Source organism: Niastella koreensis GR20-10 (genome assembly GCF_000246855.1).
Taxonomy (GTDB): domain Bacteria; phylum Bacteroidota; class Bacteroidia; order Chitinophagales; family Chitinophagaceae; genus Niastella; species Niastella koreensis.
Window position 1 is genome coordinate 5,489,459 of sequence record NC_016609.1, and the last position, 19,810, is coordinate 5,509,268.

At 46.0% G+C, this 19,810-nt stretch carries 11 protein-coding genes; 2 read left to right on the top strand and 9 right to left on the bottom strand.

Annotated elements, in window-relative coordinates:
• Positions 1 to 8: 8 nt before the first annotated feature.
• The 5 genes from NIAKO_RS21540 to NIAKO_RS21560 form a co-directional block, all read right to left on the bottom strand.
• Positions 9 to 1,841 (bottom strand): sodium:solute symporter family protein, encoded by a 1,833-nt coding sequence (locus NIAKO_RS21540; protein ID WP_014220565.1) that lies wholly within the window; start codon positions 1,839 to 1,841, stop codon positions 9 to 11.
• An 89-nt stretch (positions 1,842 to 1,930) separates the two neighbouring features.
• Complete coding sequence (locus NIAKO_RS21545; protein WP_107685718.1) at positions 1,931 to 3,085, bottom strand: glycoside hydrolase family 26 protein; 1,155 nt, start codon at positions 3,083 to 3,085, stop codon at positions 1,931 to 1,933.
• Positions 3,063 to 4,160, bottom strand: a complete 1,098-nt coding sequence (locus tag NIAKO_RS37045) for a cell surface receptor IPT/TIG domain-containing protein (protein WP_014220567.1) — start codon at positions 4,158 to 4,160, stop codon at positions 3,063 to 3,065. The genes NIAKO_RS21545 and NIAKO_RS37045 overlap by 23 nt, the downstream gene beginning before the upstream one ends.
• Before the next feature lie 18 nt (positions 4,161 to 4,178).
• The gene (locus NIAKO_RS21555; protein ID WP_014220568.1) at positions 4,179 to 5,765 is read right to left on the bottom strand and encodes a RagB/SusD family nutrient uptake outer membrane protein; all 1,587 of its coding nucleotides are present in this window, start codon (positions 5,763 to 5,765) and stop codon (positions 4,179 to 4,181) included.
• Between the two features lie 12 nt (positions 5,766 to 5,777).
• The gene (locus tag NIAKO_RS21560) at positions 5,778 to 8,963 is read right to left on the bottom strand and encodes a SusC/RagA family TonB-linked outer membrane protein (RefSeq protein ID WP_014220569.1); all 3,186 of its coding nucleotides are present in this window, start codon (positions 8,961 to 8,963) and stop codon (positions 5,778 to 5,780) included.
• Between the two features lie 232 nt (positions 8,964 to 9,195).
• Between NIAKO_RS21560 and NIAKO_RS21565 the strand changes: the two genes are divergently transcribed.
• Complete coding sequence (locus NIAKO_RS21565) at positions 9,196 to 10,074, top strand: helix-turn-helix domain-containing protein (RefSeq protein WP_014220570.1); 879 nt, start codon at positions 9,196 to 9,198, stop codon at positions 10,072 to 10,074.
• Between the two features lie 252 nt (positions 10,075 to 10,326).
• Positions 10,327 to 11,031, top strand: a complete 705-nt coding sequence (locus tag NIAKO_RS21570; RefSeq protein WP_014220571.1) for an NUDIX hydrolase — start codon at positions 10,327 to 10,329, stop codon at positions 11,029 to 11,031.
• Between the two features lie 536 nt (positions 11,032 to 11,567).
• On the opposite strand, the gene NIAKO_RS21575 is transcribed toward NIAKO_RS21570, so the two are convergent.
• From NIAKO_RS21575 to NIAKO_RS21590, 4 genes are all read right to left on the bottom strand, one after another.
• Positions 11,568 to 13,298, bottom strand: a complete 1,731-nt coding sequence (locus NIAKO_RS21575) for a glycoside hydrolase family 2 protein (RefSeq protein WP_207622458.1) — start codon at positions 13,296 to 13,298, stop codon at positions 11,568 to 11,570.
• Between the two features lie 230 nt (positions 13,299 to 13,528).
• Positions 13,529 to 14,737: a glycoside hydrolase family 88 protein gene (locus NIAKO_RS21580; RefSeq protein ID WP_041349110.1), complete on the bottom strand. Its 1,209-nt coding sequence runs from the start codon at positions 14,735 to 14,737 to the stop codon at positions 13,529 to 13,531.
• A 163-nt stretch (positions 14,738 to 14,900) separates the two neighbouring features.
• Positions 14,901 to 16,517: a RagB/SusD family nutrient uptake outer membrane protein gene (locus NIAKO_RS21585; protein WP_014220574.1), complete on the bottom strand. Its 1,617-nt coding sequence runs from the start codon at positions 16,515 to 16,517 to the stop codon at positions 14,901 to 14,903.
• 24 nt (positions 16,518 to 16,541) lie between these two features.
• Positions 16,542 to 19,808: a TonB-dependent receptor gene (locus NIAKO_RS21590; RefSeq protein ID WP_207622459.1), complete on the bottom strand. Its 3,267-nt coding sequence runs from the start codon at positions 19,806 to 19,808 to the stop codon at positions 16,542 to 16,544.
• Positions 19,809 to 19,810 lie beyond the last annotated feature (2 nt).

The window sequence follows — 19,810 nt, forward strand, 5'->3', positions numbered from 1 at the left end:
GAGTCTGTTTAGTTTTCGAGTTTTTCCCACCAGGTCCGTTTCAGCACCAGCACAATCACTACCAGGATGGCCACGGTGATCAGCAGGGGCAGTTTTAACCACAACACTACGTACATAGGTAAAATGGTTAAACAACACTGGCCAATGATCCCCAACACAACGTTGAACATATCCAGCCTGAACCGTTTGTTAGGTTCAAAGGCCGGGTCTTCGCTCATTACTTTTATCTGGATGGGTTTCCAGAAACCCCATGGTTTTACTGTTTTGTAAAATTGTTTCAATACGCTTTCATCTGTGGGCGGGGTTAACCAGGTGCCGATAAAACAACCCGCCAGCGAAATCAGGAATAATAAGGGCCAGCTATATAAAGGCAGGGTATTTTTAAACAGGTAGGGGAATACCAATGCGGCGATAATACCACTCGTCATGCCCCAGAAAAACCCGCTGGCATTAAACCGCCACCAATACCATTTCAACATATTGGCTGCGATGTAGCCGCCATATAAAGCGCTTACGATCCATTGTAAAATGCTGTTCACGTCTTTGGCAAAAAAGCCCAGTGTTACCCCAATGGCCACCACAACAATGCCAACGAGGTAATTGGCGGTAATTATTTTTTTGGTGCCGGCATGCGGATCAACATATTTTAAATAAATGTCGTTCACAATGTAGGCCTGTGCCGCATTCAGTGTTCCGGAAAAAGTACCCATAAATGCGCCCAGCAAACCGGTGAGCACCAGCCCTAAAATACCTGCGGGTAAAAAATCATTGATGGCCGCGGGTAGTATCCGCTCAAAATCGGTTCCGGAGGCAGTACGCAGATCGAGCTGGTTGTAATACAACAAAGCCAGTACCGTAAGGCCAATGATCAATGAATACCGCACCGGCAATAATATAATGGAAACAAAACCCGACATTTTACTGGCATCCTTCGGAGAACGGGTTGACAATACTTTTTGCATGTCGTAATTAGGCGCCGGCCCGGCCAGACTGGCAAAAATGCCTTTGAACAACATCATCATAAAAAAGAACCCAAACAGGCCAAACCCGTCTTCCGCGATCTTTTTATTGGCATCGGGGACCAATTTACCCCAGTCCAGATCTAAATGCCAGTTAAAGAACGGGTTCGTCCAATTGCCGGGCACCGCCAGGTGTGTACCGTGACTATGTAAACGCAGCATGGCAATTACTGCAATGGATATGCAGGCGATCGTCATGATGCCGTACTTTATTACATCGCCCAGCACAATGCTGTGCATGCCGCCCAAAATGGAATAGAACATGGCAAACAACGTAAACACAATGCCATACAAATGCGGTACATATTCCGGCGCCACGGTAAAAGGCACATAGGCCGATACCAGGTGCCAGGGCACAAAGATCTCGATGAATTTACCCAGCCCCACAAAGCCATAAGCCAGAAAACCAAAACAACTTAACAGGGCAAAGGCCACTACTACATTGTGAGAACTTTTTACGCCTTTGCCACTGGCGCCAAACCTGGTAACCAGCCATTCGGCGCCGGTACTGGCATTGGAGCGGCGTACCCATTTTGAAATAAACATCATCATAAATACCTGGTTAAACACCGGCCATAACCAGGGAATCCAGATCGATTTCATGCCGTACACAAAACACAACGCCACCATCCACATAGTACCGCTGATATCAAACATATCGCTGGCATCGCTCAGCCCCAGCATGTACCAGGGCAATGATTTGCCACCCAACAGGTAACTTTCTTTATTTTTCCGCGCTCTTTTACGTAATACCCAGCCTATTGCGACCATGGTAATAAGATAGAGCATTACAATACTTATGTCTAATACGGTTAAATTCATTAATTCCGGGTTCTAATTTTAGTTATTAGGTTATTAAGTTATTGAGTTATTTTCTAATTAAAAACTCAATAACTTACGAACTTACTAACTTAATAACTATACAACTTTTCTTTGGCCACATCCTGTTCAAACAACGTATTCTCCTGTTGGTAAAACTTAATAAAGTCGGCCTCGGAAGTTTGTCCCTTGTACGGCGCGTAATAATGCATTTTTTTCATCCATTCGTTGTACCCATGATTACGCCAAACCAGTACATAGGAGATCCTGTGCTGCCCTATTGCTTTTGATAGAACATCTGTCCACCAGGTGGCAAATGGAATTTGTTCATACCCGGTTTCCGCAATGGCGGTCAGTTTATTTTTTTCCGCCGCCATTTCATCCAATAATCCCAGTTGAAAACCCGTGTTCTTTATAAACCAGTCGCTTTTGGCAGGATCGTCATATTGATAGGTATCAAAACTTATCATATCTACCATATCATCACCGGGATAGCGTTCCAGGAATTCGGCTTTTGTTTTAAAATCGGCAGAAGTATTATACACGTACAACAGGTTATGCACTTTTTTCACTTCCGTTAAATAATACTTCACGAACCGGTACAAAACTTTAAACTGTTCGGGCGTACAGGCGTTGCGCCCCCACCAGAACCAGTTGCCGGTAAGTTCATGAAACGGCCTGAACAACACCGGAGTGGGTTCGCCCTTGCTGTTCTTTAACGACAAAAAGAATTTCGCCAGTTCATCGAGCCAGGTTTTGAAAAGCTCATGATTAATACCCGCCGGCAAAATGGAGGCAACACTTCCGTGCGTGGTATCCCAGGCGCCTTTTTGCGCCCCAAACGGGCTGCGGGCATGCCAGCTGATGGTTATTACCCCACCCCGCTCATATCCTTCTTTAATAAACTGACGCATCTTTTTAAAGGGTACCCCATCGATGTTCTTATCTTCATTGGCTTCCAGGCCACCTAACTCCCAGCCGTATACGGCCGGGTAATCACCGGCCACTTCTTTTACATCGCTTCTGCCGTTTTCATAGCGCCAGTTCACGCCATACGCCAGGTCGTCCTGGTGGCCGAACATAAAACCTTTGGCTGCCAGCTTTTTTAAATTCCGGCACAGGGCCGCGGTTTGCGGCGTGGCGTTTTTGTCGCAAGGGGCCTGGTCCTGTGCCAATAAACAATTGCCTGGTAACAGCAGGCCCAGGAAACACATAACCCGGCGATTATTTAACCATAATGATGTCATCGAAATAAACGGTTGTTTTCAGGGCGCCTGAGCCGCCAATTTTAATATCGAGCCGGCTGTAATCGCCTGTGATAAAATCTGCCGGTATTTTGAAATACGTCCATTTACCTTTTGGCACGGTAATGTTTTTACTGCCGAAAGCAGTGGCGGCGCCCCAGATATCGTTGCCCGACCAGGGATTATCGGGTACAATGGTCAGATCAACATCAGCGCCCTCCGTTCTTGCCCAGAACGTCAAAAACGCCGTTTTGTAAGCTTTGCTGAAGGTGCTGTTAGGCGTAGCCCAGTCGCAACCCAGGAAGGTGCTTAACCCGCCGCCGCCCTTGGTATAATCCACCTGCAACAATGCGGAACCTGCTTTTGGCGTAATACCGGTTGATTTATACGGGCTGCAATCAAAGCTCCACGATTGAATAGTTCCAATGCCGTAAGCGCCTGCCTTGCCCCAATCATCGTCAAACACAATAAAGTTATTCGGCCGGCAAACAAACTCCAGGGTTGTAGTGGAGGTGCCGGTAGGATTACTGATATCGAGTGTGGCGCGCGCAATGGTGGTCGCAGGCATTTTAATCACCAGTTTCTTTTTTGACTTTGACACAATGGTCGCCTGATCGGTTGTGCCATGGATCACCACTTTAGTAACTTCTTCGAGGTTTATACCGGTTAATTCAAGTGTGGTACCGTTCTCAAAATTAAAATCCGATGCATCTGTTACTTTAGGATAGGCCAGCACATTGAATGGCACCAGCAACTGTTTACCTGCTGTATTGGTAAACACAATATTCTGCTGTCCGCCGGAAGCCGTATCGGGCACGCGGAACAGAACGGCATTCGCGGTATTCAGGTTGGGGTTGAACAGTACCGGCACATTGTCTTTTTCAAAAACAATGGTTTGCATATTTGCCAGATCGCTACCGGTTAAGGTAAGCAAATCACCGGCAGCCCCCTGCCCGGGCGCTATTTGATTGGCCGTTGGGTTATCCATGCCTTTGTCTTTTTTACAGGCACTGAACACCAGCACACTGGCCAGAAAGGCCAGGCTTACATATGCGGTTGTATTTTTAAAATAGTTCATGGTAAAAGTTGGAATGGTTTAATAATAGGCAACAGGCGGTTCATTCAGTTTAGGGTCCGATACGGTTTCTGATTGCGGGATCGGCAGGAACAGCTGACCGGGCGAATTAAAGTTGGCCTTTGCATGGTTGATGCTGCCATCTCCATTCAGTGTGCCTCTTTCCTGTGCATTTATAATGGCTTTTGCTTTATCGAATCCCTGCCGTTGAATATCGAACCAGTAATCTCCTTCAAAGGCAAACTCAACCCGCCGTTCCTTCAGAATGATATCTTTTGTGAGCGAAGTAAGTTTCACGCCATTATAATTATTGCCGCGGGTATGCACTTTATTGAATGCATCCAGCGCCGACGCATCGGCAGTGGATGCATTACTGCCTAATACCGCTTCGGCATAGATCAACAACACATCGGCATAACGCAGGATATATGTACAGATATCGGTTGACCCGTTATCACTCAATTTCTCGCCATTGCTTCCGGTTCCCACCACATATTTCAGGGCATTTGATCTTGAGCCATTTTTAAAATGCGTGGCATCTTCATATACGTTACCAGTAGTATCATATACAAACCCATTGGGAAAATTAACGTTTGTCCAGTCGGGTCTGCTGAATCCCTGTTCCATAACCGACCATTGGCGGCGCTTGTCATCGGGGTCATAGGCCTTCAGCATATCCAGTGTGGGATATACAGAAGAATAGCCTGTGTTCACCACTGGTTTTAACAAAGTTGATGGCGCGGAATACACCTGGATGGGATTGGCATAACTATATCCACCTGCAGCTATCCATTGCAAGGCAAACAACGATTCAATATTATTATTGGCCGAAGAACTGGTGAACATTTTTTCATAATCAGGATACAGGTCATAGTTACCTGAATTCATCACCCGCAGGGCCGCTGCTTTGGCGCTGTCATAATCTTTCCGGTACAGGTAAACTTTGGCCATCATCCCCGCTGCGGAATATTTACTTACCCGTCCCTTCTCTGCAGGCACTTCCGGTAAATTCTGTTCAGCATACCGGAAATCTTCCAATGCAAACTGCAACACATCTTTCTGCAGGTAACGGGGCACGGTTTGCGGACCGGAAGCCGCCACCGCTACCGGATCCGTTACAATGGGCACATCCCCAAACGCTCTTGCTATAGTAAAATAAGCTGCGCCCCGCATAAAACGCGCTTCTGCAATACCAGCATCCAGGTAACCTGCTTCTATTGCTTTGCCTTTCTTTTGCTGGAAGGTATTAATGAGCACCGTAGCAGTACCTGCTACCTTATACAACGAGCGCCAGCAACTGGCCACTAAGGGATCTGTGCTCAGTACCGTGAACAGGTTATAACTGCCACTGCCATAGTTGGGACCGGTTTCGGTAAGCATGTTACCCGCCAGCGTTTCACCAATGGCGTGAAAGGCTTTATCCTGGTAATCGTACCAAACAGAGTTGTACAAATAACCGGTAGCCTTCTGTACCTGGTCGGCCGTGTTGTAATAAGTGTCCAGCGTGGGATTATTATCTGAAGGATGGTCCAGGTAATCTTTTTTACAGGAAGCCAGCGCCACCACCCCAATGATAGAATAAGCTATATATTTATTGATTGCTTTCATGTTGAAGAAGGTTTAAAATTCAATATTAGCGCCAATGGTTATAGTTCTTGGATTGGGATAATGCCCGTTGTCTACATTCTGCGAAAGCGCATTCTTGTTAAACGCACCGATCTCCGGATCGTACCCTGTATATTTCGTGAACGTGTATACGTTCTGGGCCGACATATACAACCGCGCGTTTGTCATTTTGGCTTTGTTTATCCATCTGCCCGGGAAATTGTACCCCAGCGAAATATTCTGAATGCGCAGGTATGAACCATTTTCTATATACCGGTCTGAAATGCGGGTATTGTTATTGTTCCATTGGTTATAGCGGGGCATGGAAGCATTGGGATTGGCAGCGGTATACCTGTCCATTACGGCGCGGCTCTGGTTCAGGTAAATGCTCGCCATCGATTCGGTATACTTGCGGGTCCAGTTATAGATCTTGCTGCCCTGTACGCCCTGCAAAAAGAAAGAGAAATCGAACCCCTTATAGGTAAAAGAGTTGGTGATGCCATAGGTGAATTTGGGATTGGGATCACCAATGAAGGTTACATCTTCGCTGCCTATCTTTCCATCGGGTTTGCCATCGGGGCCACTGATGTCTTTATAACGGATATCGCCCAGGTAAATACCTGTTGGACCAACAGCCAGCCCCCAGTCGGTACCATTGTTCAACTGGTTCATGTCGCGGAATAAACCATCGGTAACATAACCATAAAAAGCACCCACTGCATGGCCGGGCTGGGTAATGTTCACCACCGATGCATCACCGGTGAAATCCTGTTCAGCACCCTTTAAGATAGCAGTTGGCGTATTTAACCGCACCAGCAGGTTTTTATACCGGCTGAAAATGATACTTGTTTTCCAGGTAAAGTCGCTGCGTTGAATATTATAGGTAGTGAGGTTGATGTCAACGCCTTTGTTGCTCATTTCACCAGCATTGGCAACAGCCGGTTCAATTTCTTTATAATCGTTGTGCGGCGGATTGGGGTCCAATCCTAAAAACATGGGCGGCACCACCGACATAATCATATTGGTGGTGGTCTTTTTATAAACATCCACACTCAGTTCAACGCGTTTTTTCAGGAAGGAAAGGTCAACCCCACCATTATACGTTTTTACCGATTCCCAGCTTAGGTCGGGGTTGCCCACATTGGCCGGAATACCACCCGGGCCAAACGGCGCTATCGTAAACAACCGGATGTTGGTTGTATATGCATTTTGTATAGGTGAGTTCTGATTTCCAACTGAACCCGCGCCTACCCGCAGTTTCATATAATCGACGAGCTTCCAGTCGCGGGCAAACTTTTCATTGGTAACCGTCCAGCCGGCAGAAGCGGCAGGAAAATTACCATAGCGGTGATTGGGGCCAAAGCTGGAGGCGCCATCTCTTCTTATCGATCCGCTGATCGAATACCGGTTATCGAAGGTATAAGTGGCGCGCGCCAGGTACGATTCCATGCTCCAGTCGCCCTTTTTACCGCCTGTTCCGGCAGCGTTAATGGTACCCGCATTGATCGATTGCAGGTTTTGCTCCAGGCCGGTTGCTGTAATGTTCTTATTGTCCCAATGCGAACCCTGGGCTTCGTGACCCACCATTACGTTAATGGCATGTTTACCAAACGTTTGGTTATAGGTTAAATAATTCCGAAGTCCGTAGTAATAATTGGTATTCCTGTCTTCCCGCAGTTTGCTGGGAGCTAAGATTACCTGTTTGGTTGTTTCATTGGTATAGTTTGGTTGAAAGGCTGAATTTTCATTTAACTGAAAATCAAAGTTCACTTCATTGCGCAGGCTGAGGTATTTGGTGAACTGAAGGTCTGCATAAATATTTCCAAAGGCTTTTGATTGTATAGAATGCACGTCCCGTAAAAGCGCCGTGGCTATCGGGTTACCATTCGCGTTACCAAACGTGTTACTGCCCAAAGAAGTGGTGGTGATATATTTTCCGTCGGGCCCTTTAACGGGTGTTGCCGGGCTATTATACAAAACGATGGCCGTAGGTGTTTCTACCCCATCCGTAAGGGTTACCCGTTGATTGCTTCGGGAAAGGTTGGCGTTGATGCCGGCTTTTAACCAGCTTTTCACCTGTTGATCTATGCTGATCCGGGAAGCATACCGGTTGAATTTAGAACCGACGATTGTACCTGTTTGGTTGAAATAATTCAGGGAGAAATAGTAGGTGGTTTTGTTTTGTCCGCCAGAGAAAGCCAGCTGGTGATTATCGATCTGCCCGGTTTGAAACAATGCTTTCTGCCAGTTGGTGCCTTCACCCAGGATAGATGGGTCTCTCAACTCGCCGATAGTATCGATAGAACCACCGGCAGCTTTGATCTCGGGTACTACCGAGTTATAATACTGTGCATATTGCCGCAGGTTCATGATGGGTAAATATTTCTGAACTGATTGCCAGCCATGGTAAACGTCGTAGGAGATCTTGCCTTCACCGATCTTTCCACGTTTGGTGGTGATCAATACTACCCCATTAGCGCCCTGTGAACCATAAATGGCCTGGGCCGATGCATCTTTCAGGATGTCGATGCTGGCAATATCGGCCGGGTTCAGGGTAGCCATAATGCTTTGTTCGGTTTGTCCGCCCATACCACCCAGCTGGTCATGTGAAATAGTTTGGGTATTGGTAAGAATAGGCACGCCGTCAATAACATATAAGGGTTCATTGCCGTTAACGCTGGTGATACCTCGAACGCGGATGGAAACGCCCCCACCCGGCTGACCGGAGTTATTGGTAACGCTTACCCCCGCTACTTTTCCCTGCAGGGCCTGGTCAACACCCGCCACCGGCAGGTCTTTCAGGTCTTTTGCTTTTATGGAGGAAACAGCCGACGACACATCACTACGCCGCGCTGTACCATAACCGATAACCACTACTTCATTGAGTTTGCTATCGATCACGTTCAGGGTAACCAGCACCGATTGTTTTCCGTCAATGGAAACCACCATCGGTTTCATGCCTACATACGACACTTCAATGAGGGTGGCGCCCTGCGGAACCGCCAGTCTGAACTGTCCATTCGCATCTGAAGTAACATAGTTCTTTCCTCCTTTTGCTTTTATGGTAGCTTTTTCAAGCGGGAGGCCGTTTTGGTCGGAGATGATGCCGGAGATCGTTTTGGTTTGGGCAAACGCAGGAGCCGTTTGCGCGAGCACCCATAGCAAGCCTATGAGTACCCGACAAAGTACTTTTTTTCTCATACAGCAATACAATTTAGATCAAATTTATGCCTGATTTATGATTGCTAAATAATACTATATTGACCTATTATTATATTTTTTCCAATAATATATAGACCAAATAATAATATATCCAAGCTAAATCGTTGAAATAAACGAGTTTTCAGTAAAGCACCGGTGTAGTATATTTATGATATAATTTATGCAGCTTATTATATAAATTTGATCTGCTAAACGATACAATTGCCACTACATGAAAAATAGCCTTTTGCGGGAAATTACGCCGCTCACTCAAAGCGACTGTTTTACCCTCTTCTCCCGGGTTAAGTCGGAATTCGATTTCCCGCTTCATTACCACGAAGAATTTGAGCTGAATTTTATCCAGAACGCCAAAAACGCCAGGCGGGTCATCGGCGATCACATTGAAGACATCGATGAACTGGAACTGGTGCTGGTTGGCAGTAACCTGCAGCATGCCTGGTTCACCCATCATTGTAAAAGCAACGAAATAAGAGAGATCACCATCCAGTTTCACAAAGACCTGTTCGATGAGAAACTACTTCGCCGCAACCAGCTCAGCTTTATTCGTACCATGCTGGAAAAATCATTGCGGGGCATCCTGTTCTCAAAAGAAACCACCCAGCAGCTGGCGCCACGTATTATGGAATTAAATCAGAAACAAGGCTTTGATTCTGTGCTTGAATTAATGTCAATTCTACACGACCTGTCCATTTCGCGCAATATGCGCATTCTTTCCGACGCTACATTTAATAATACAGAGCAATTCACGTATAACAGCCGGCGCATAGAAAAAACGCTGGAATACATGAACCATAACTTCGACAAACCCATTACCCTGAACGAAGTAGCCCGGCTGGCCAACATGTCTGACGCCGCCTTTAGCCGTTTTTTTAAACAACGTACCGGCAACACTTTCATCGATAGTCTTACGGAAATCAGGCTGGGCCATGCTTCCAGGATGCTGATAGATACCACCCAGTCCATAGCCGAAGTGGCCTATCACTGCGGCTTTAACAATATCTCCAACTTCAACCGGATCTTTAAAAAGAAGAAGAGCTGTACACCTAAAGATTTCAGGGAAAGCTTTTCCGGTACCCGCATCTTTATATAAGCGGTAAGCCAATTCCTGATCATCGTTAGTAAATTGAAAAGCTGAACGGGCGGGCATTTGACACCTGCAAAAAAATTGCAACCGTTATAGGGCTCAACCGATATGGATAACAGTATTTAAAAAAAATAGCTATCTTCATCACCCGGTTATATTATTGTTCAGTTTTTCTTATTACTTTAACCCAAAATTCTATCCGTTTCCACTATTTCAATTTCTGATTTTAATAGTTTAAATGGACCGATTCACTTTCATATGAAACATTATTCCAAGCAAAAACGCATGCTTGTTGCGGTTGACTCTATCATTTTTGGATTTGACGGCCACGAACTAAAACTACTGCTGATACAGAGAGGATTTGAACCAGAAAAAGGCAAATGGAGCCTTATGGGTGGTTTCGTTGGGCCTGAAGAAGATTTTGAACAGGCAGGCGCACGCATCCTGAAGCAATTGACCGGTCTCAAGAATGTATATATTGAACAATTATACGCCTTCGGCGAACCTACCCGTGACCCCGAAGACCGTACCGTTTCCATCGCTTATTTTGCCCTGATCGATATCGGCAAATACGAAAAACAGATCAGCGATGATTTCCACGCCGAATGGTTTTCCCTCAATAAAATACCCAAGCTCATCTTCGACCATAGCCGGATGGTAAAAATGGCAAAGGAAAAGCTCCGTTATAAGGCAGCCTTTCACCCCATTTTATTTGAGCTGATGCCCGAGAAGTTTACGTTGCCCCAGTTATACAACCTGTACACAGGGGTATATGACACTGTGCTGGACAAACGTAATTTTACCAGGAAGATCCTCTCCACCAAACTACTCGTTAAACAAAAAGAAAAGGAAAAAGAGGGTTCTAAAAAAGGCGCCTTTTATTATAAGCTGGACAAGCGTCGTTATGACTCGCAATTCCATTCATTTTTGAATTTCATTCCCAACCCCGATAATTTAAAGTAAGCCGCCAAATAAACAAGGTGGCTCCCCGGAGGAGGAACCACCATTCAAAACAGGACATAACTGGAGCGTTGCTAGACCAACTGCGACAACATCTCTTATGAAGGCGGCTTCAAGCCGCAAGCTGTAAGCTATAAGCCGTCGCAGCCTTCCCTATCAGCGTTATATAACACATGATCTACTGGCCATGAAGGTGTGGCTTGCGTTGATGAACGGTCAATCGAAAACGTTAGGTATAAAATAGTTGCTTTAATACGGGCGGCAAAAGGCCCCTGGATACACTCGGGATAAAAGATACGACCAACAAGGATCAATCGTCAATGAGCAATTGTCAATAATCAAAGCGTTCAATTCCGGGAATCTGATACTCTATATGAAAGAAGCATGCCAAACTAAAGTTGGCCAATGGAGAGGCAATGGTTACAGTAAGATATTTATTTTTTGAATGAGTCAGGTTTATAAGTTATTGAGTTATTAAGTTCTTTAGTTCGTAGATTTCCGAACAACTTAATAACTCAATAACTAACAAACTAAATAACTTATTTGCCTGCTGCCTTTTCGTTATAGTATTCCTGCAACACTTTAAACGCTTTCTTCTTACGTCCTTTCTGATCAATAAGGCCCTTGTTATTCCAGCCTTCCTGGAAGGTTTGGTTATTACGGCGGGGCGAACGGAAATCGACCAGGATCCAGGGCGATACACCGGCAAAATTGTCGGGCATACGCTTTAACATAGCCACCTGTTCGCGGTAATACCATTCCTGGTATTCTTCGCTCCAACGTGTTAACGAGTCGCCATGAAATCCTCCCAGCGTTTCAGCACCGGTTTCACTGATGAAGAATGGTTTGTTGTAAACAACCTCCCAATTGGCAGTACGGCATTTATCAGGTAATCCTGAGTACCAGCCCAGGTATTCGTTAAAAGCTACCAGGTCAACGAACTCCCCTAACGGATCATCTATCCGGTTAACACCGGGTTGATAATTCACTTCCAACGCAGCTGATACCAACCGGGTAGAATCGAGCCCACGGGCAGCACTGATGAGGTTATGCATAAAATTGGTGCGCACCGGATTTACCGGGGTTTCATTGCCTACCGACCAGATAATGATACTGGCGCGGTTATGGTCACGCGTGATCATTTCAGTGAGTTGGGTGCGGGCTTTCTCAAACACTTCATTGCTGCTGAAATCTACCGTCCAGTAAACCGGAATCTCAGACCATACCAATATGCCCAATGAATCTGCTGTACGCGTCATATTCTCGTTATGCGGGTAATGCGCCAGCCGAACCATATTACAACCCAGTTCTTTGGCCTGCCCCAGCAATTGCAGGGCATCCTGCCTGCTGTAAGCCCGGCGCCCCTGCTGCGCAATTTCTTCATGAATACAAATACCCCGCATAAACAAAGGCTTTCCATTCAGCAACACCTGCTTACCCTGCACTTCAATTGTACGGAAGCCTATTTTATCGCTTATCCGGTCGGTACTGGTATTAATGACCACATTATACAGTTTTGGCGTTTGTGGCGACCATAACTGCACCGCTGGTAAATTGAATTGTACAGCTACTTTATCTCCTGTTACCGGAAATGCTTTTTTAATTTTCAGCTCCGGGATCTCCACCACCACTTCTTTGGCATTCTGCCAGTCATTGAACTGCACCCAGCCTTCTACCGGTATATTCTTCAATGATTGCAGTGCAGCGCTTTTCTTTATGTGCAGGCTATAATCCCGGATAAAGGACGTTGGCACTTCTACCAGTTGCACATCGCGGGTAATGCCGCCATAGTTCCACCAGTCGGTATTCACCGTAGGTACTTCATCTTTATGCCGGGTGTTATCTACTTTTACCACCAGGTAATTGCCGGTGCTTTTCAGTACCGAATCAGGTACCTCAAAATTGAAAGGTGTAAAGCCGCCCTTGTGTTTTCCCAGTTTTTTACCATTGAGGTATACATCCGCCTCGTAATTCACCGCGCCAAAATACAGGTATACTTTATTGGCGGAATTGCTTTTTGTAAAATCAAAGGATTTCTTATACCACACAATGCCTTCGTAATACAGGAATTTTTCGGCTTGTGAGTTCCAGTCGCCCGGAACCTGTAACGTATACTTATCATTAAACCGATGCTCCTTGCGATCGGTTTTATCAACCGGCACATCGGTTGTCCAGTAAGCTTCGCGGTCGTTTTCCTTACGCTCCTGGTAACGGTAATCATAAAACCCCGTTCCATAGGGATCGATGATGTATTGCCATTTGCCGTTCAAGCTCGTTGTTTTCCTTGCACCGATGTCAGTAATTAAGGGAGTTTGGCTAAAGGCAATTGAACTCAAACAAATTGCAAAAGCAACAATTGAATATTTTAATCTCATATGTTTAAGGTTCGTAGGTTATCAGGTTTGTAAGTTATTGAGTTCAGAACCTAATAACTTAATAACCTAATAACTTAAACTTAGAATTCAAAAAGCAGAACTTATAACCGAAAGCATAAAATGAATTACTTAACTAACTCTTTATATCGCTTACACGCTTCTATAAAATAATAATCCCCGTAAGTAAGCGGCACATCTTCTTCAGAATTAGCCGGCTTATGCCCTACCCCGTGTTGCAGAATAAATCCGCCGTTGGTGCCAATAGCGGCTTTGTACCCGGGAGCAGATAAATTCTTAATAATGGTTTCCGCTACATCCCGGTATTCTTTGGCATCCTTGCTTTTGGTGTATTGGCTCAATTCAATCAATGCGGCGGCCATAACGGCTGCAGCAGAAGCATCGCGCAGTGCATTGGGGATATCGGGTGCGTTAAAATCCCAGTAAGGAATTTTATCGGCCGGCAGGTTCGGGTGCTTTAAAATGAATTCAGCAATGTGCTGCGCCTGTTGCAGGTAACGCACATCTTTGGTTTCGCGATAACAAACCGTATAACCATATAAACCCCATGCCTGTCCGCGCGCCCAGGCCGATTCATTGGCAAAGCCCTGTGCGGTTTTCTTTTCTTTTACCGCCCCGGTATTCATATCATAATTCAGCACGTGATACGAGCTGAAATCGGGCCGGAAATGATTGTTCATGGTGGTATTGGCATGGGTAACGGCAATCTTGTAATAAGAAGAATCACCGGTAGCCTTTGTTTCTTCAAACAGCAATTCCAGGTTCATCATGTTATCGATGATCACCAGGAAGTCGGAGGGATTTTTGGAATCCCATGATTTTATACAGCCTACGGTTGGGTTAAACCGGGTGCTGAGCGATTTGGCGCTGTTGAGTAAGATCTCCTTATACTCAGCTGATGGTTTTATGCGGTTGGCATTGCCAAAGCTGCAATACATCATAAAACCCAGGTCGTGGGTGCCTTTATTAAATTGTTCTTTTTGTAATACGCTCAGCTTGCGAACGGCTTCGTTGTACAGGGCCGTGTCGTGGGTTTGTTCGTACAGGTATAACAGGGTACCCGGATAAAAACCGCTGCACCACCAACCGGATTTGCTGCTTTCGGATTTACCTGTCTTGGGATAGTATGTTTTTGGAAAACTGTCGGCAGGTGTCAGCGCCTTTAATACTTTGTATTGTTTTGCCCCATCTTCAAAGTCGGTTTGAATGGTTTGCAAAAGCGGGTTTTTCGAGGCTGATCTCTTCTGGGCCTGACAGGCATTGCCAATCGTAATAACACTTAATAAAATAAAAGGAACTAGTGCTGGTGCTCTCATGTAAAGCTTCAATTTGCGGTCGAAAATAGCGATTTCTATAGCAATTTTGGGGTTGTTATTTGTAAGCCCAATTGGCAAAAAAATAAATGATCTTACCTGTAATGTGTAAAAAATATTGAATGCTGAAGTTTGTATTCACTTCAACATTCAATATTCGATATTACTAATACCCATCATTCTGGTCAAGAACAGCATCTTTGTTCAAATCGCGCTCCGACTGCGGAACGGGCAACAACAGGTGTTTGCTGGCAAGGCCCAGCACCGGGTTTATTTTCTGGGTATTGTATTTGGTAGTTCTGTCAACCAAGGTCCTGGTGCGCATCAGGGTCATGCGGCGGTTCTCTTCGGCCAGCAACTCGCGGGCTCTTTCATCGAGGATATAATCCATGGTTACATCACTCGCAGCTACCGGCGCAGCATTGGCCCTGGCCCTGATCACGTTCAGCGAGGCAGCGGCATCCGTGAGTTTATTCTGTTTATACTGCGCTTCCGCCATCAGCAAATAGGTTTCGCCCAAACGCATTAAGATAAAATCCTTTACCATGGCAAACCCGAACACATCGTTCGGATCAAACTGATACCACTTGGTCGTATGCGGTGCTATTTTAAATACCGTATCGGCACCGGCATATGGGATCGGCTGGCCATAGCTTGCTTTTCCCGCTGTATTGTAATAAAACTTGTGGCGGATGTTGTACTCCGAATTACGCATGTCGCCCGCTCCATACAGGCCATATACCACCCAATCGGTCAACCGCATTCTGCCAATGCCGCGGCCACCCAGCGAATCGCAAATGGTCATATCGGTGATCTGGTAATAAGCAGCGCCCCAGTTACGGCGTTGTTGGGGCGAACCACTGTAACCACCCACTACCGAACTGATGTTCTCCAGCTCAAATACCCAGATGGCCTCTTTATTACCCTGTGCGTAGCGTTGATTGCCATAAACAAACATATCGGAGAATGGGTCGCCGGGCTGACTGGACCTTATGCCATAGCGTTGCGTGGTAAGACTGAATTTTCCACTCTGGATGATGGCCTTACACTGCGCTTCGGCCAGATCGTTCTTTCCCATACGCAAATACACTTCGGCCAGTAATTGCTGCCCCATGGCCTTGTTGGCCCTGCCAAACAATTTGTTCCTGGCGTTTGATTTCTCATTGTCGATGGTAGGCAGTTTGTCGATCGAATAAGTGAGGTCGGCTACAATTAAATTATTCACGTCATCGAGCGGCGCCCGTACAAAATCAGTTTTTGCCTTGGTAAGCGGTTCAGTAACAATGGGCACTTTCCCAAACAGGGTGGCCAGCATATTGTACGCATATGCCCTGAAGAAACGGGCTTCGCCGTTAAACACATCTTTACCAGCCTGCGATACTTTGGTAAGCGCAGGGTTTTCGGCATTGGCAATAATGTTATTGGACATATTGATCAACTGATACGCCCATTGCCAGGTAAAAGTGGCAGCGCCATCGGTTGAGATCAACTGGGTATAATCGTAATACGGCACTTCAATGCCCTGCTTTTGCGTGGGCGGTACCCAGGCAATATCGGTACCGGCATTCCAAACGCTGGGCCAGCCCTGCGCATCGCTCTTTGAAAAGAACAGTCCCAGCTGATAATACATCCCGATGGCAGCAGCATCAAAACCCAATGAATCAACCAAGGTTTCGGGTGCATAGCTGGAATACAATTTTTCGTCGAGGAAACTTTTTTTGCATGAAGACAAGCCCTGCACCAGCCCCCACACACAAACTATTATGATGATATGCTTTTTCATTTTCGTAAAGTTTAAGTTGATCAATTAACGGAGTCCTACATTCACCCCAAATATGAATGACCTTACCAGCGGGTAGTTGTTATCCCAACCGCCATTGCCCCTGAAGGTGAAATCATTTTCAGGGTCCCAGCCAACCCAATTGGTGAATGTATACAGGTTACGACCACTTAGATAAAATGTAAGATTGCCCAACCCGGATTTGGTTAACAACCGTTGCGGTGTTGTGTAACTCAGCGTAACGTCTTTTATGCGGGTATAACTATTGTTTGAAGCATATCCATATCCCCTGCTGTTGGTATAAGCCAGGGAAGGCCGCGTGTTGCTTTTATTATCAGCCGTCCAGTAACCGATCTCTTTAGCGGTATTCATACGGCCCGCTTCATCGGCCCAGGTAAGGTTCACGTTGTTTTTAATAGCGCCCTGGAAGGTTTGAATAAAAATGTTCAGGTGCCAGTTCTTATAATGGAAAGTATTGGTAAGGCCACCAATCCATTTTGGTAAAGGTGAACCCAGAATGCGTTTATCATCGGCCGTAATGGTTTTACTGCCATTTTTATCGGCAAATTTCAAATCGCCGGGTTTGGCCCCATTGTCCTGCGAAGTAGCATCTTCCCCCTGCTGCCAAACACCCTGTAATACATAATCGTATATTACAAACAGGGGCTGACCAATAAACCAGCGGTTACCCAGATCATCCTTTTTATCGCCATACAGATCAAGGATCTTGTTGCGGTTACGGGCAAAGTTCAACATGGTTTCCCATTTAAAATCCCCGGCCTTTACGTTGATGGTGTTCAAGCTTATTTCCAACCCATGATTCGCCAGTTTGCCCAGGTTATCCCACACATTCTGATAACCGGTTGCAGTAGGCAGGTTGCGCTTTAACAGAATATCTTCCGTTCTGGTAATGTAGTATTCAATAGTACCGGTAATGCGGTTATTCAGCACCGAAAAATCTACCCCGGTATTGAAACCCTTGGTGGTTTCCCAATGCAGGTCTTTATTGCCCATGGTATTGCTGGTAACAACCCCAATGGTGCTGATGCCGTTATAAGGCACCCGAACAGGGGCATCGGTAAAGGCCGTTCCATTGGGATCTACTGCCTGGTTACCCGATTTACCGTAGGACACCCGCAGTTTCAGGTTGTTTACAAAGGAGAGCGAGCTCATGAATTTTTCATTGCTGAGGTTCCAACCCACGGCAAAAGACGGGAACAAGCCGTATTTGTCGGTATTGGCGCCAAAGGCGGAATAACCATCGCGGCGGGCAGTAACCGTAAACAGGTAGCGGCTGTCGTAATTATAATTCAACCGGCCCATTTGCGAAATCAGGGTACTGCGGGTTTGGTAGGAACCGTACACATTGGCGCCGTTGAAGTAACCTACATACCCTGCGCTCAGGGTAGCCGCAGCGCTTAAATTTTTGTACGAGAGATCATCGTTCACAAAACCGGTACCCACTGTACTGCTTCCAAAGAAATCGTTTTGTTGCGCACTGTACAAACCGGTAAGGTCTATATGGTGTTTGCCAAAGTCTTTGGTGTAGGTTAAAATATTTTCAAACAGCCAGTTCTTATTATACGCATTGCTTACAAAGGCGGTTCCCAACTGGTCATTGGCCTTGCGCCCCACATAATTGGCGCTGTCGCGGGGCAGGTACGAATAGGCAGCATTGGCGCGGTATTTCAATCCCGGTACAATAGCAGGTTTCAATTCCAGGTAAAAAGTTCCGTTCAGGTTGTTGCCCCGGTTCGTGCGATCGGTATATAAACCCAGTAATGGATTTGTATACAACAACTCAGGGTTCATGGGATAAATTTCATAATCGCCACTGGCTTTGCGCAGGGTTCCATACGGGCTCATTATTGCCCCCAGGTAGAAGTTGGCCCTGCCCCCATCATAATTGTTATTGGCATAAAAGAGCGACGTTCCTACTGTAAGAAAATCAGTCAGGTTTACGTCGAGGTTGGAACGAACGCTCAGGCGTTTGTATTGATAACCTTTCACCACGCCTTTTTGATTCAGGTATTCGCCCGAGAGATAATACCGCACATCTTTGGTTCCACCCGCTACACTTACGTTATGGTCCTGGATAATGCCCTGTTGGGTTTCTTCTTTTATCCAGTCAACTGTTTTGCCGGCATTGTAATTCGCCACTTCATAGGCATTAGGTAATACCTGGGTTTGCGTTTGGGTAGGGTTTACCTGCTTCCACCAGTCGGCATATTTCTGTACATATCCCTCCGGACTGTTCGGCTTCATGATATGGCCCAGGTTTTCCATACCGGTATAACCATTGTAGCGGATCAAGGGTTTGCCGGTTGTACCGCGTTTGGTGGTGATAAGAATTACACCATTGGCGCCACGCGTACCATAAATGGCCACGGCCGAAGCGTCTTTCAACACTTCAATAGAAGCGATGTCATTTGAGTTGATGTCGTTTATATTACCACCGGTAGTACTGAACGGAATTCCATCTACTACGATGAATGGCGTTCTGTTGGCATTTACAGAATTGATACCGCGTACGGTTACAGTAGCGCCGCTGCCTGGTACCGAGGAATTTTGGGTTATATTCAAACCAGCTACGGCGCCCTGCATGGCCTGGTACACATTCGTCACCGGCAATTCACTCAACCGGGCTTTGGGTACCGATACCACTGAACCGGTAACATCGGCTTTCTTTTGGGTACCATACCCTATCACCACCACCTGGTTCAAGTCGGCCACATTATCCTGCATCACCACGTCGATGGTATGACGGCCTTTTACCGGTATTTCCTGGTCCAGATAACCTACGGAACTTATTACCAGCACGGCTTTTTCGCTGGAAACATTTATGGTAAACACGCCATGCTCTTTGGTGGAAGTACCTATACTGGTGCCCTTTTCCTGTACCGTTACATTAGGCAATGGATTGTTGCGCGCATCGCTTACCCGGCCTGTTACTTCAAAAGCCAGGGGTATTCGCTCTTCGGCCGCATTTTTTTGTTCGGTAGAAATTACAATCAGATCGTTGCCGACAATTTTAAAAGTGAGCTCCGTTTTATTCAACAGTTGTTTCAGCACATTACTAACCGGCTCGCTCTGTACATTGATATTGATCTTTTGTTCGGCGGGTAATATTTCTTCATTATATACAAACCTGAAATAAGTTTGCCGTTCAATTATTTTAAAAGCAGTTCTCAATGATGCGTTTGCCAGCTTCAGGGTAACCTTCTCCTGGGCAAATCCAACATGCGCAATGGACTGAAAAGAAAAAAAGCAAATAAGCAGAACAGTCAATTTCATCA

What these genes read in the sequence shown, in the direction of transcription:
- NIAKO_RS21545 (WP_107685718.1), bottom strand. Translation starts at nt 3,085, where the DNA reads ATGACATCATTATGGTTAAATAATCGCCGGGTTATGTGTTTCCTGGGC.
- NIAKO_RS21565 (WP_014220570.1), top strand. Translation starts at nt 9,196, where the DNA reads ATGAAAAATAGCCTTTTGCGGGAAATTACGCCGCTCACTCAAAGCGAC.
- NIAKO_RS21555 (WP_014220568.1), bottom strand. Translation starts at nt 5,765, where the DNA reads ATGAAAGCAATCAATAAATATATAGCTTATTCTATCATTGGGGTGGTG.
- NIAKO_RS21570 (WP_014220571.1), top strand. Translation starts at nt 10,327, where the DNA reads ATGAAACATTATTCCAAGCAAAAACGCATGCTTGTTGCGGTTGACTCT.
- NIAKO_RS21585 (WP_014220574.1), bottom strand. Translation starts at nt 16,517, where the DNA reads ATGAAAAAGCATATCATCATAATAGTTTGTGTGTGGGGGCTGGTGCAG.
- NIAKO_RS21590 (WP_207622459.1), bottom strand. Translation starts at nt 19,808, where the DNA reads ATGAAATTGACTGTTCTGCTTATTTGCTTTTTTTCTTTTCAGTCCATT.
- NIAKO_RS21540 (WP_014220565.1), bottom strand. Translation starts at nt 1,841, where the DNA reads ATGAATTTAACCGTATTAGACATAAGTATTGTAATGCTCTATCTTATT.
- NIAKO_RS37045 (WP_014220567.1), bottom strand. Translation starts at nt 4,160, where the DNA reads ATGAACTATTTTAAAAATACAACCGCATATGTAAGCCTGGCCTTTCTG.
- NIAKO_RS21580 (WP_041349110.1), bottom strand. Translation starts at nt 14,737, where the DNA reads ATGAGAGCACCAGCACTAGTTCCTTTTATTTTATTAAGTGTTATTACG.
- NIAKO_RS21560 (WP_014220569.1), bottom strand. Translation starts at nt 8,963, where the DNA reads ATGAGAAAAAAAGTACTTTGTCGGGTACTCATAGGCTTGCTATGGGTG.